Source organism: Pseudarthrobacter sp. RHLT3-21 (assembly GCF_059383495.1).
This window is the reverse complement of the sequence record NZ_JBWZCI010000005.1, coordinates 172336-185740: the sequence shown is the minus strand read 5'-3', so window position 1 is coordinate 185740 and position 13405 is coordinate 172336. Positions and strand designations below refer to the sequence as shown.

The 13405-nt window shown below is 61.7% G+C and carries 5 protein-coding genes and 2 pseudogenes; 4 read left to right on the top strand and 3 right to left on the bottom strand.

The genetic code is table 11. The features are described from left to right. Positions 1–371 precede the first annotated feature (371 nt). Positions 372–614: pseudogene (locus AC50YA_RS08005) on the bottom strand (LbetaH domain-containing protein); the annotation flags it as partial. Positions 615–617: 3 nt separating this feature from the next. Between AC50YA_RS08005 and AC50YA_RS08000 the strand changes: the two are divergent. The 4 genes and pseudogenes from AC50YA_RS08000 to AC50YA_RS07985 form a co-directional block, all read left to right on the top strand. Next, a pseudogene (locus AC50YA_RS08000) lies at positions 618–1093 on the top strand (M18 family aminopeptidase); the annotation flags it as partial. Positions 1094–1351: 258 nt separating this feature from the next. Then, a complete protein-coding gene (locus tag AC50YA_RS07995) occupies positions 1352–6865 on the top strand; it encodes a DUF4082 domain-containing protein (RefSeq protein ID WP_494981766.1) in 5514 nt (1837 codons plus the stop codon). Between the two features lie 28 nt (positions 6866–6893). Further along, positions 6894–8339: a glycoside hydrolase gene (locus AC50YA_RS07990; RefSeq protein WP_494981765.1), complete on the top strand. Its 1446-nt coding sequence runs from the start codon at positions 6894–6896 to the stop codon at positions 8337–8339. Between the two features lie 5 nt (positions 8340–8344). After that, entirely contained in the window at positions 8345–11068 is a 2724-nt protein-coding gene (locus AC50YA_RS07985; protein ID WP_494981764.1) for a WecB/TagA/CpsF family glycosyltransferase, read from the top strand. 70 nt (positions 11069–11138) lie between these two features. Here AC50YA_RS07985 and AC50YA_RS07980 read toward each other — a convergent pair whose 3' ends face one another. Together AC50YA_RS07980 and AC50YA_RS07975 are read right to left on the bottom strand one after the other, a co-directional pair. After that, positions 11139–12050 carry a YveK family protein gene (locus AC50YA_RS07980; protein WP_494981763.1) on the bottom strand — a complete coding sequence of 304 codons (912 nt, stop codon included), beginning with the start codon at positions 12048–12050 and terminating at the stop codon, positions 11139–11141. After that, positions 12038–13357 (bottom strand): O-antigen ligase family protein, encoded by a 1320-nt coding sequence (locus AC50YA_RS07975; protein ID WP_494981762.1) that lies wholly within the window; start codon positions 13355–13357, stop codon positions 12038–12040. Before AC50YA_RS07975 ends, AC50YA_RS07980 begins: the two co-directional genes overlap by 13 nt. Positions 13358–13405 lie beyond the last annotated feature (48 nt).

The following is a 13405-nucleotide window of genomic DNA, read 5'->3' as shown; positions in this document are numbered from 1 at the left end:
CCATCCCCACAAACGGCGCGGCCCTGACGAAAGTCGCTGTGATTCCGGCTCAGGCGTGGCTACCTCTTCCAGCGTCACCGTCTGGGGGGACACTTCCTCTGATGGCGGTGCGGGCCGGTACGTTTATCACCCAAGAAATCGGCGCCCGGCTTCTGACGGCTGTTGGATATGAACCGAACGACCGCATGGAATTCCTTAACGGCGACGATGAAGTTGTCACCCTCCGGGCACTGTAGTACTAGGGCCGGCTTGATGCCATGCCCTTGAGACTCTGGGTCCCCCGCCTCTGCCTGGAGGCGGTGAGTCGCCTTGCGTGCCGGTTGAGTCCCGGATTGACCGAAATATTTCATGAGGGGACCGGCCGCGCCAGGACCGAAGTCCATGGCATGGGCCGGAACGCCGATCCAGGTTTCCCCGTCCGGGACGTTGCTCAATACGGCAGCCCCCATCCCGATCGTGGCGTAGGCTCCCACCGACGTCCGTTCCCGCACGCTTGAGTTCATGCCCAGGTACGCGGCCCGCCCTATCCGCACGCCCCCGCCCAGGGAAACTCCGGCTGCGAAGGTCGAGAAGTCCGCCACGTCGTCGTCGTGGGTGAACGTGACCCCCGGCATGACGCCGTGCTCGCTTCCCACGTCGCCGGCGTTTCGGAGGATCCTGCGCGGGTTGGCGGGTACGACGTCGTTATTGCAGACACACAGGCTCCTGCGTTTTCGGGGCCAACCGGGAGTTCTTCGCCTCCGGGCGCCTGGACAACCTTTCCGCGACGCATGCCGGGCTGGCGTCGCTGATCGCGCATTCTTCTGCTGCCTCTGGCGGCGCGGCCGGTGGGCCGATCGCCGTCCTCGCGGCGTTCGACCACGAGGAAATCGGATCCAACTCCCGTTCCGGAGCCTGCGGACCCATCCTCGAGGACGTGCTGGTGCGGGTCTCCGACGGCCTCGGCGCAACCGTGAGCCAGCGGCGGCAGGCGCTGGCGGCGTCGTTCTGCGTTTCCGCTGATGCGGGCCATGCGGTCCACCCCAACTACCCGGAGCGGCACGGCGGTTTAAGGGTTTCGTACAGCTTGAATCCGCACCACAAAACTGGTGCGGATATCCACAAAGTCACGCCCCTTCAGTAGTGGCCGCGCTCAGCCGCGTCTACGGTTGAAAAACACGGATGCCCTATGGGTATGTGGTCCATGGTTCCGGGCCGCTGCGGCGATTCATTTATCGCCACCCAGGACATCGGTAACAACTAACTGAACGCGACAGTCAGGTGCCGGGAGGCCGGTACCGCTGGCAGGACAGGGGAGTGCAGACCCCGGATCCTGCCGCTGCGTGGTTGTACCGCGACTATGGAGCCGAAAATGAAGTCTGCACCTGGATTGTTCTCCCGGCGGATCCTCAAGCAGGGTGTGCCTGCGCTGGTCCTTGCGTTGATCGTTTCCACGCTCTCCATCGCGGCCGACCCGTCGCTGCTGGCTCCTGCCCGCGCCGCAGGTCCGTGCGATGCGCCGGTGGTCAGCAAGGTCGCTTGCGAGAACACCCAGCCAGGCAGCCCCGCCTCCGAGTGGCAGGTAGCTGGTGCGGGCAACAGCACCATTCAGGGCTACGCCACGTCGATGAGTGTCAACGTCGGCCAGACAGTGACCTTCAAGGTCAAGAGCACTGCCAGTGCGTACCGGATCGATATCTACCGGCTGGGCTACTACCAAGGGCTTGGCGCCCGCAAGGTCGCCGCAAACATCCTTCCCTCAGTGCCGCTGCCCCAGTCCCAGCCGAACTGCGCCACGTTCTCCGCGACGGGCCTGATCGATTGTGGCAACTGGGCCGTCTCTGCGTCGTGGCCTGTGCCGGCGTCGGCAGTCTCCGGGGTCTACCTGGCGCGGCTGGTCAGGACCGACAACAGCGCGGCGAGTGTCATTCCGTTCATTGTCCGCGATGATGCGGCGCACTCGGATGTCCTGTTCCAAACGTCGGACACCACCTGGCAGGCTTACAACACGTACGGCGGAAACAGCCTCTATAGCTGCACCGTCGCGTGTCCGCCGGGAACTCCTCTCGCCTATAAGGCCGCGTTCAAGGTTTCGTACAACAGGCCCTTTAATTCGGCCGCCGATGACCAGGGCCGCAGCTGGCTGATGTACGCCGAGTATCCAATGATCCGTTTTATGGAGGCAAACGGCTACGACATGAGTTACATGAGCGGTTTGGATGTGGCCACCAAGGCGCCACTGCTGCTCAACCATAAGGCCTTTATGTCGGTTGGGCACGACGAATACTGGTCCGCTGATCAGCGCGACAATGTCGAGGCAGCACGCGACGCCGGGGTCCACCTTGCCTTCTTCAGCGGCAATGAAATGTTCTGGAAGACGCGGTGGGAGCCGAGTGCAGACGGCGCGAATACGGCCGGCAGGACGCTGGTCTCCTACAAGGACACCCACTTCTATACGCAGACCGATCCGGTGGCGTGGACCGGAACCTGGCGTGATCCGCGGTTCGGGACGGCAACCGGGGGAGGTAACCCGGAGAACTCCCTGACCGGGCAGTACTTTGTGGTCAACTCCGGGACCACGGACATCGTTGTTCCGGCTGCTTTTAAGCAGCTTCGGCTGTGGCGGGGCACCTCGATACCAAGCTTGGCTGCGGGGGCCTCGGCGACTTTGGGTGCCGGCGTGGGCACGCTGGGTTATGAATGGGATGTTGACGCGGATAACGGCTTCAGGCCACCAGGTGCCTTCCGGCTGTCCCAAACTACAAGCACTTCGGCTGAGATCTTTACCGACTACGGCTCCACTACCCAACAGGGCGGGACAGCTACCCACAACCTGACCATGTACAAGGCCTCCAGTGGCGCCCTCGTCTTTGGCGCCGGTACCGTCCAATGGTCGTGGGGCCTGGACCCCTTCACCACCGGCAAGGCCGTGGACCGGAATATGCAGCAGGCCACGGTGAACCTGTTCGCCGATATGGGGTCCCAGCCTGTCACCCTGATGGGCAGCCTGACCCCCGCCCAACCCTCAGTTGATGCCACCGCCCCCACGTCAACAGTCACCTCCCCTGCCGCGGGTTCGACGATTGCAGATGGCACGACCGTCACGGTTTCCGGAACTGCGTCCGACGTTGGGGGAGTAGTGGCCGGAGTGGAGGTATCCACCGACGGCGGTGCCACCTGGCGCCGGGCGAATGGGACCACGAACTGGACCTTCACGTGGAATGCCCATGGAAGTCCCACATCAGTGCTGCGGTCCCGGGCGGTTGATGACAGTGGCAACCTTGGATCGGGATCAGCAGGCGCGCCAGTGAATGTTGCGTGCCCGTGCTCTATCATCGGCGGAAATGTAGTTCCCGCGATTCCTGACGCAAACGACATCAACTCCATAGAAGTCGGTGCGAAGTTCACTTCCGAGGTCGCCGGCACCATCAGCGGAGTCCGTTTCTTTAAGTCCGTCAAGAACACCGGGACCCACATCGGCAGCGTCTGGAGCGCCACCGGTCAGAGACTTGCCAGCGCAACTTTCACAGGTGAGTCTGCCACGGGCTGGCAAACGGCCACGTTGTCGCCACCGCTGGCCATCGCGGCAAACACCCCCTATGTGGTGTCGTACTTCGCGCCGCAAGGCCACTACGCCCAGGACGTTGGGTACTTCTACAACAACCCCTCTCCCTCTGGCGGTATGAACCTCACGGACAGCGCTCCGCTGCACTTCACACGCAGCGTTCCGGGGTCTCCCAACGGCTTCTACCGCTACGGGTCCGCATCCGGCTTCCCTGATCAGATCTACGACGCCGAGTACTACTGGGTCGACGCGCAGTTCGCACCAACAGGGACGGTCGCTCCGGCGGTATCCTCGGTGTCTCCTGCGTCCAGTGCCTCGGGCGTCGCCCTGAATGTTAGGCCATCAGTGACTTTCAACCAGGCGGTAACAGGCAACTCAGTGGTCTTCGCACTGAAGACAACTGCCGGCGCGTCCGTCACCGGATCCGTCGCACATGACGCAGCCACAAACACCTCCACTTTCACACCGGCGAGTGCACTCGCGTACGGAACGGCATATACAGCCACCGTCAGCGGCGCAACGAATTCCAGTGGCCAGGCAATGGGCGCACCCTATTCGTGGACGTTCACTACAGTGGCGGCTCCGGTGGCGCCTGCCGTTTCCTCAGTCTCACCGACGAACAACGCAACAAGTGTGGCGGTGGGAGCAAGACCGGCAGCGACGTTCAACCAAGCGGTCACTGGCCCATCGGTGGTCTTCGGCCTGAAGGATGCTGCCGGATCCTCAGTCGCGGGCTCAACGGCCTACGACACCTCGTCCAACACCGCGACGTTTGCTCCGGCGGCCGCCCTGGCGTACAGCACCAATTACACGGCAACCGTGAGCGGCGCGACGAACAGCTCCGGCCAGTCGATGACGGCGCCCTATTCGTGGACGTTTTCCACGGTTGCCGCGCCGGAGTCATGTCCCTGCACGGTGTTCAGTCCCACGTCAGTTCCGGCAATCGCCGCGGAAAGTGATATCAACGCGGTGGAAGTGGGCATGAAGTTCCGCTCAGACGTGACGGGCACAGTGACAGGTGTCCGGTTCTATAAGGGCACATCCAACACTGGTACCCATACTGGTCACCTTTGGTCCGGAACCGGGACGCTGCTGGCGTCCGTCACGTTTGCGGGCGAGACGGCGACCGGCTGGCAGCAGGCCAACTTCTCCGCTCCCGTGAGCATCACGGCGAACACCACATACGTGGTCTCCTACAATGCACCAAATGGCCATTATGCGGCCAACAGCGGATATTTCGGCAGCGCCGCTGACAGGGCGCCGCTGCATGGGTTGGCAAGCGGGACGGATGGGCCCAACGGCGTATACCGCTACGGTGGTACAGCGTTTCCCACGGATAGCTACAACAACACCAATTATTGGGTGGACGTTGTTTTTGGTACGACTCCCACCGGAGCGGCGCCTGGCGTCACTACCGTGACTCCAGCAAACAATGCAACAGGTGTTCCCGTGGCGGTCAAGCCTACGGTGGCCTTTAACCAGGCAGTAAGCGCGTCCTCCGTGGTCTTCGCGCTGAAGGATGCAGCGAATGCCACGGTGCCGGGGTCCACTGCCTATGATTTGGCCACCAACACTGCTACGTTCTCGCCGACGGCCACTCTCTCGTACAACACTGCTTACACGGCAACAGTCAGCGGTGCCACTAATTCCACAGGGCAAACCATGGGTGCACCGTACTCATGGACATTTACGACCACCGCCGCGGCCGTGCTTCCCGCTGTTTCGTCGTCGACGCCAGCCAGTAGCGCTACCTCCGTTGCCGTGACAGTAAAGCCTTCCGCAACGTTCAACCAGGCAGTAACGGCGTCGTCGGTGGTCTTCGCCTTGAAGGACGCGGCCAACGTGGCAGTTTCAGGGACGGTCGCCTACGACGCGGCAACAACAACGGCCACCTTCACTGCGAGTGCTGCCCTCTCGTACAGCACCACCTACACGGCAACGGTCAGCGGCGCGACCAATACAACCGGGCAGAGCATGAGTGCGCCTTATACGTGGTCGTTCACAACAGCCGCAGTTCCCGCATTGTGCCCATGCACCGTTTTCAGTGCAGACGCCGTCCCCGCAACGGTTTCGGCTGAGGATGGCAATGCCGTGGAGCTAGGCATGAAGTTCCGTTCGGATACAGCCGGGACCGTCTCGGGCGTGCGCTTCTATAAGGGCAGCTCAAACACGGGAACGCACACAGGCCATCTGTGGTCCGCAACAGGAACGATCCTGGCTTCGGTTACCTTCACCGGAGAGTCGGCAACGGGCTGGCAGCAGGCACTCTTCTCATCACCCGTTCCCATAGCCGCCGGCACCACCTACGTTGTGTCCTACTACGCTCCAGAGGGTTACTACTCCTCGAGCAGCGGACAATTCTCGTCCTCTGTTGACCGTGCCCCGTTGCATGGCCTGGCCAGTGGTGACGACGGGCCCAATGGTCTTTACCTCTATGGCGCAACCGCGTTCCCCACGGACAGTTTCAACAACACCAACTATTGGGTGGACGTGGTGTTCAACGCCAGCACGACAGGAACAGCCCCGTCTGTCACGGCGGTTTCACCAGCAAACAGCGCAACAGTCGTATCTGAGACAGTGAAGCCCACAGCTACGTTCAACCAGGCAGTCACGGGATCGTCGGTGATATTCAGCCTCAAGGACGCATTAGGAACTGCAGTGGCCGGATCGGCGGCGTATGACTCGCTGACCAATACATCTACATTCTCTCCCGCCGCGGCACTCGCGTTCAGTACTACGTACACGGCAACTGTGAGTGGGGCTACAAATGCTGCCGGTGCGGCAATGAGCTCGCCCTTCTCCTGGAGTTTCACCACGAAAGCAGCCCCCTCAGCATGCCCATGCAGCGTCTTTAGTCCGAACGCTGTCCCCGCCACGGTCAACACCAACGATCGAAATGCGACTGAGCTGGGGATGAAGTTCCGCTCGGACGTTGCCGGCACAGTAACCGGCGTCCGATTCTTCAAGGGCAGTTCCAACACCGGGATCCACATCGGGCACCTCTGGTCGTCAGCAGGGACTCTTCTCGCGACCGTTATATTTGTGGGCGAGACGGGTTCTGGCTGGCAGCAAGCTTTGTTCTTGACACCGGTATCCATCTCAGCCAACACCACTTACATCGTGTCCTACTACGCGCCTGTCGGTTTCTATTCATCAACCAGGGACTACTTCAACAGTTCCGCGGACAACGCTCCTCTTCATGGTCTCGCCAGTGGTGTGGACGGAGCCAACGGCGTCTACCGCTATGGCACGGCAGGGTTCCCGACCGACAGTTTCCGAAGCACCAACTACTGGGTCGATGTCGTTTTCAATCGTTCGTGACCGGTTGCGAACCGGACGGAGACATCGAATGAGTCGGCTCGAAAGGTTCAGCGCAGCCGTACTGGGATGCGTGATGGTGCTCATCGCAGGGTGTTCAGGTGCGGTCAATGGGGGTGTTGCCCCGCATCCTGCACCACCGGAGCCCTCCCAGGCTGCCTCGAATCCGACTGCGAACGCACCAGGTCAACAGCTTGAATTCCAGGTGATTTCAGGCCTGGGAGTAAATGCCAACGTTCACAGCTGGAACAACGGAGAGCTGCGGCCTGCCATCGACCGGATTACCGAACTCGGTGAAGTCACCTGGCGGGTGATCGTCGACAAGGCTGACTGGGAAGCCGTGGAAAACCCAGAAAGCACGGAAATTATCGACTGGAACTATTACTCATCCATCTACGAGAACGGCAAGATGGCGGACCTTTGGGAGACCGTCGAGTACATCAACTCCAAGCCCGGTCAACAGGTCATGGTCAATGTGATGGGTGGTGTCCCCGCATGGATGGGCGGCAACCGGATTGACGAGTCCCGCGAAGACCACTGGGTGCGCATGATTGCCTCCATGGTCGCCTACGGCCGTACCGTCAGGGGACTCGACTTCAAGCTCCTCGGGCCGATGAACGAGACAGACTGGAACGGTATCGAGGGGCCCCAGGTGGGCGCTGATCAATACGTGCGACTGCTCCACAAACTTATTAATCGGTTGGACGGGCTAGGTCTTTCCGACATCCGCCTCGTGGGACCGGATACTGCCTCCGCGCCGAAGGGTGTTGAGAAGTATCTTCCGGCGTTAGCCAAGGACCCCCTGGTGATGTCGCGCCTGGCCCACTTCGGCATCCACACGTACGACGGTGATGCGGCTGGAACTAACGATGCCTTGCCGCGGGCAACCAACACGGGGGTTGATTTCTGGGTCACCGAATTCTCCGGACCCTGCCCCGGCTGCGATTCCGGATCACCGAACCCCACGGACTGGACTTCCGCAGCCGCAACTGCCGGACATGCAATCGATCTCCTGGAACAAGGAGCATCGGGTCTGCAGCAATACGACGCCTGGGACGGCTACTACGAACATCACGAAAGCATGGGCTACTGGGGACTGCTGGCGTACGACTCCAGGACTGGGACCTACAGCCCGCGTAAGACATATTTCGTCCTCCAACAACTGATAAGGCATACGCCCCGGAATTCGGTGCGTTTGGCGGCGTCATCCGATCAGGAAGCAGTCCGGCTGGTGGCCTTCCATGACCGGGCTTCAGGCCGGGTCACCCTGTTCGGTCAGAACTCGTCCGACCAGCCCGTGGAGGCCGTCCTCCAGGCGCCCGGAGTTGCCCAAACCGTCCAGCTTTCGAGCAACGTCACCGATGCCGTCCGGAACATGCAATCCGGCGAGAACGCCGTCATGGAGCGCGGGACTGTCCGCTATACAGCTCCTCCAGGTTCCGTCTTCACCTTAACCGGCATTCCATCGAAAGGTTAGGCCACATGACACTGACAGGTTCTCTGCGAAGCTTCGTGCAGCCGGCTGCCCTGCTCCGGCCCGCCCGTCATCGACCTGTGCTCACTCCGGAAACCGATCCCGCGGCGCAGCGCAGCGCTGTTGAGTGGGTAACTCTCGGCGGCACTCAGGTCAGGCTTTTGGACTTCGAGGAAGCGCTGGACTCCATTGTTGATCGGGCCATACGGGGAGGACCGCTGCCGCTCGGCGTCGCGTCAGCCAACCTGGACCACGTCAATCATTTTGGTCAGGGCAACCGTTGGGCGGACACGCTGGAACAACAGACCTCCGTTGAATGGCTGACGCTCCTCGACGGAGCCCCGCTGGTATCGGAGGCGGAGAGGATCACCCACCGGCGTTGGCCGCGGCTCGCCGGGAGCGATCTGATCTGGCCGGTACTTGATGCTGCCGAGGCGAAGGGGCTGAGGGTCGGCTTCCTGGGTGGAACCGCGGACGCACATGCCCTTATCAGAGACAGGTTCGCGACCGCACACCCCAATCTGGCGGTGGCCGGCTGGTGGGCTCCAGAGCGAAGCTCGCTCGCAGATCCGCAAGCCTCCCTGGCCCTGGCGGCCGAGATTTCAGCGTCCCGAACGGACATACTGGTGGTTTGCCTCGGCAAGCCACGGCAGGAACTCTGGATTTCCGAGTTCGGACACCTGACAGGGGCAAGGGTGATGCTGGCGTTTGGCGCCGTCGTCGATTTCCTGGCCGGTCGCGTACAGAGGGCTCCCACTCCGGTGCGGGATCTCGGTTTTGAATGGGCATGGCGCCTCGCCCTGGAACCACGGCGACTTGCTAACCGATACCTGGTGGACGGGCCGGAAGCCTACCTCAAACTCCGCCGCTGCAGCGCTGCCGGCCGCCCAAACAGCGCGGTGGACGCTGTCCGCCCGGGTTATCCAGCTTCGGGGCAGACTAAGCCACCACCAGCTCCCACCGCGCGCATGCAAGGATTCTCACCGAGGGACGAGCACACGGATGTTGCGGTGCTTGTGGTCACTTACAACAGTGAAACAGATATTCCGGTCCTTCTCGAAAGCCTGAGACGGGAGGCTCTGGACCAATCCATCAAGGTCATCGTGGCGGACAATTCGCCGTCGCCGTCCACGCTGTTGGCACTGAAGGACCACCCCGACGTCTTCGCCTTCGCGACAGGGGGAAACCTGGGTTACGCCGCTGCAATCAATGCGGCCGTGGCAATGGCGGGCACCACCGATGCCTACCTTGTCCTCAACCCGGACATGCGGGTGGTGCCGGGATCTCTCCGGGCCCTGCGGGACAGGATGACTTCTTCGCGGGCTGGTGTGGTGGTGCCGTTATTGCTCGACGACGACGGTACGGTCTATCCTTCGCTACGCAGGGAGCCCAGCATTTCCCGGGCCTTCGGAGATGCGCTGCTGGGAAGCAGGCTCCCAGGGCGTCCGGGCTGGTTGTCCGAAATGGATTTTGATTCAGAAAGCTATCTTCATGCCCACAAGATCGACTGGGCAACGGGAGCAGCCCTCCTGATCAGGCCTGACGTCACCGAGGTGGTGGGGGACTGGGAAGAAAGTTATTTCCTGTACTCAGAAGAAACCGACTACCTTCATCGTGTCCGTGAAGCGGGCGCCGATGTGTGGTTCGAGCCACGGTCCCGGATGATGCACTGCCGGGGCGGTTCCGGAACATCTGCTGCATTGGATGCCCTCATGGCAACCAACCGGATCAGATACATCCGCAAGTTTCATCCCGGCGGCTACGCACGGGCCTTCCGTGCCGCCGTCGTCCTTTCCGCGGTCCTGCGTTTACCTCTGCCACGGCGTACTAAGGTCCTTACCGCGGTGAGCAAGGAGAAGGCCTGGGAGCGGCTCCCGCGCGCAGTTCACTATGCGCCTGCGGAGGGACACCGTGCGGGCATTCCCACAGGTTCCGTGATCATTCCCGCCCATAACGAGGCGGCGGTGATCGAGCGGACGTTGAAGGCACTGGCGGAGCCCTTGGCCAGCGGATCTGTGGAGGTCATCGTTGCGTGTAACGGCTGCAGTGACGGGACGGAGTCACTGGCACGCCGATTTCGAGGGGTTCAGGTAATTGAGGTCCCGGGGGCATCCAAGATAGCTGCCCTGAACGCAGGGGATCGTGCAGCGTCACGATGGCCGAGGGTGTATCTCGATGCGGACATTGAACTCCCGGTCGAGGCGCTGTGTGCCACTCTGGAGCGGCTTGCCCATGACGAAAAGACTCTGTGTGCCCGTCCGACGTTCCGGTACGACACCCTGGGTGCGTCATGGCCGGTGCGTGCCTATTACCGGGCGAGAAACCGCCTGCCGCAGGCATCTGAATCAATGTGGGGCGCTGGTGTATATGGCCTTAGCCTTGCGGGACACGGCCGGTTGGGCGAGTTTCCCACCGTGACTGCTGACGATTGCTTCATTGACCGTCTCTTCGGCGACGGCGAAAAGGCAACACTGGATTGTCCTCCAGTCGTCGTAAGGACACCGCGCTCCGCCAGGACTTTGCTGGCCATCCTTAAGAGGGTGTACCGCGGCAACGCAGAATTGCGTGAGGTCGCCGGATCACATACCGGCCGTACGGTAGGCCAACTGGCACGGTCAGTCCGTGATGCTGGCTCCGCAGTCGATGCGGCCGTCTACGCGGCATTCGCCCTGGCCGGTCGAATGGCTCCGCGCCGGGGGATCAGGTGGGAGCGGGACGACTCCAGCCGCTAGCTACGCGAAGAGTGACCAGAAGCCCGGACGAGGAAGGCGTCCGGGCTTCTGGTCACTCTGCACGTCACTGCTAGGAGTTGCGCATCTTTTCGCCGACCGATACAAGGCGGGAAGCCTCGCTGGGCGGGGAATCCGTGGTTGCTGGATTGCTGGAGATGATAGCACGAGCCGGCACGGCCGCAGCCGTCAAGGAAGCATTCACCGCGGCAGGCGTTTGGGTCCCCCTCATGGACCTCCGGGAGGGGGCAGGAACGGACTCGCCGTGCTCAACCTCAGGCCTGGCCGCGGCGATTGACACGTTCTCCGCGGCCGCCGATACCTTTTCCCGCTGCCCTTCAGGGCTCTTACGCACGCGCCTGATCCGGATGGAGCGTGCCACCGATACCGCACTGAAAAGAAGTACGCTACCGGCGATCCCGACCATAATCAGTGACCTCAGGCGGCTTGAGAACAGCTCCTTGGCCGGTCCGGGGCCCCGCACCAGGATGGTCGAGTAGAGATAGCGGTCGTCAGCCCCTTTGACTTTCTGGACAGAGTTCAGGGTATTGGTGAATTGGTCACCCACTAGTTTTGCCGTTTCGACGGCCTCAGCCGGGGATTCAGACGAGGCACTGACCGTGACCAGTCCCATGCCAAGGCTGGCAACAGGAGCGATCTTGAAGTCTGTTCCAAAACCGGCTTCTTTGAGCTGGTCCACGTATGTGGGGTCAGACAGTTTGGTGATCACTACCTGGGCAAGCAGTGAGCTGTCGCTGCTACGAAGATACGGATTGTCCGAATTCAGCTTGGCGAGCTCGGCATCGTGCTCCAGTTCGTAGTTAGAGGGGACGTCGGGCGCTGTCAGGGCGTAGGACACCGTTGCCTCGTAGGTGCGCGGAGCAAACAGGTATACGTACACGCAGGCGGCAAGAGTCAGCAGGACCACCGGCAACGTCACCCACCTGTGCCGCCAGAGGGTAACTAGGACTGTTAATGGGTCCATGGGTCTTCCTTCCCCGCTTCTTTTGCCTCGGAGGGCTTCGACTCCGCGGGCGTTGGCGACGCGGACATTTCTTGTTTGACCATCAGCCAGACCACTCCGCTGAGACCCACGAAAAAGGGACAAAGGAGAGCGAAGGTCTGGAAGGACAGCGCGTCAAACGTTCCTGCGGAGACCGCGGCGACGAGCATGGCAGCACCGACTGCCCCGCCCAGTACCCGGATCTCGCTGGTCTGGGCGTGATGTGCCGCAGTCAGGCTGGCGAAGAACGGGGCAAGGAAATAGGCCAGCAAGGCTGCCAGACCGATTCCGCCCATCGTCGCCACCGTCAGCAGATATTGATTGTCAAAGACATTCTTCATATCAACGGGCATCCATGTCCCCGGGCCCAGGCCCAGCCACGGCCGCTCAAAGAACAGTTGCCAGGCCAGCGGATAGTCATCAGTTCTGTAGGTGATTGAGGAATCCGATGAACCGGCTGTGGCTGAAGAAAAGAGCGTCGAGACCATTCCGGGCACAAACAGAAACAGTGCAGCAATCCCAGAGGGCACGGCAACAAACGCCCACCGACGGGCCAGTTTGGGGAGGTACGGAATGAGAACGAGCGCTGCGATCGCAAGCCCAGTTAGGCCTGTGCGGGAAACTGTGATGACGTTGCCGGCAAAGAGGAGTACGGGGACCGAGAATCTCAGCCAAGGCCGTACAGGGGAGTCGAACAGGCTCCACCAGACTGCCAGGGGAAGAAGCATGGAGCACACAACGCCGAGTTCAATAGGGTGCATCGTTGTGCCGGCCACTCTCATGAACGCTTCGCGGCTCTGGAAGGCGGTACCCGAACCGTTGTCCTCGAAGCCGACCATCAGGGACGCCACCCACTCCATCGGGTTGATTTTGAATGAGAACTGCACCAGAGCCACCACGCAGCAGAAGGCCGCTCCGGCCATGACCCACCGGGTCACTGACTTCACCGCTGCAGTGGTCCGGACGGATTCGGTAGTAACCAGAGTGATTCCGGCGCCGGCCAGTACCAAGATCAGCCATCGATCCGCGGCAGCACGTCCTGCATCGTCATTGCTCCCGCTGAGACCAGCAAACATGGCGGCATAGCTGGCGCAAGACGCCAATATCCAAAACAGGAGCGCGGCCCGCCCGGGATGGCCGAATGGCATGGAGTCATGGAGGCCGAATCCCGCGGCAATCAGCCAGAGAACAAAGACGGCCAGGGCGAGCAGTTGACCTGCGCTTCCACTGGCGCCGAAGGCGCCGATGACCATGTAGGACGGCAAGACCAAGACGATGAGAAGCAGCATTTTAAGGATTGAGTGCGAACGACTGGCAGGCTCGGGAAGCGTCGTGGG

Coding starts and splice junctions, on each gene's coding strand:
- AC50YA_RS07995 (WP_494981766.1), top strand. CDS start 1,352: ATGAAGTCTGCACCTGGATTGTTCTCCCGGCGGATCCTCAAGCAGGGT.
- AC50YA_RS07990 (WP_494981765.1), top strand. CDS start 6,894: ATGAGTCGGCTCGAAAGGTTCAGCGCAGCCGTACTGGGATGCGTGATG.
- AC50YA_RS07985 (WP_494981764.1), top strand. CDS start 8,345: ATGACACTGACAGGTTCTCTGCGAAGCTTCGTGCAGCCGGCTGCCCTG.
- AC50YA_RS07980 (WP_494981763.1), bottom strand. CDS start 12,050: ATGGACCCATTAACAGTCCTAGTTACCCTCTGGCGGCACAGGTGGGTG.
- AC50YA_RS07975 (WP_494981762.1), bottom strand. CDS start 13,357: ATGCTGCTTCTCATCGTCTTGGTCTTGCCGTCCTACATGGTCATCGGC.